Source organism: Polaromonas sp. P1_G2, assembly GCF_056405515.1.
Genome location: NZ_JBFUBY010001071.1, coordinates 1 through 468, shown reverse-complemented (window position 1 = coordinate 468; position 468 = coordinate 1). Strand labels below are relative to the sequence as shown.

At 62.0% G+C, this 468-nt stretch carries 1 protein-coding gene; it reads left to right on the top strand.

The genetic code is table 11. The features are described 5' to 3' along the window. Positions 1 to 468, top strand: a 468-nt coding sequence (locus AC1D0P_RS29105) for an SDR family NAD(P)-dependent oxidoreductase (RefSeq protein WP_477679912.1), incomplete at both ends; no start/stop codon positions are given.

Sequence of the window (468 nt, the reverse complement as noted above, 5' to 3'; positions counted from 1 at the left end):
GGCCAGACCATTGGAAGGACAAGACGATGGAACATGCAATCAAGGGCAAGTCGGTGCTGGTCACCGCCGCCGCGCAGGGGATCGGCAATGCGATCGCCACGCTTTTCGCCAAGGCCGGCGCCAAGGTGCTGGCGACCGATATCAACGAGACCCTGCTGAAGGAGATCGACGGCAAGGACGGCATCGGCACGCTGACGCTCAACGTGCTTGATGACGCCGCCGTCAAGGCCGCGGTGGCCGAGCATGGTCCGTTCGACGTGCTGGTCAATTCGGCCGGCGTCGTTCACAACGGCTCGATCATGGACATGCCGGACAAGGATCTAGAATTCGCCTTCGACCTGAACGTCAAGTCGATGATCCGCACGATCCGCGCCGTGCTGCCTGGAATGCTGGAAAAAGGCGATGGCGCCATCGTCAACATCGCCTCGGTGGCGTCGTCGATCAAGGGCGTGCCGAACCGCTTTGCCT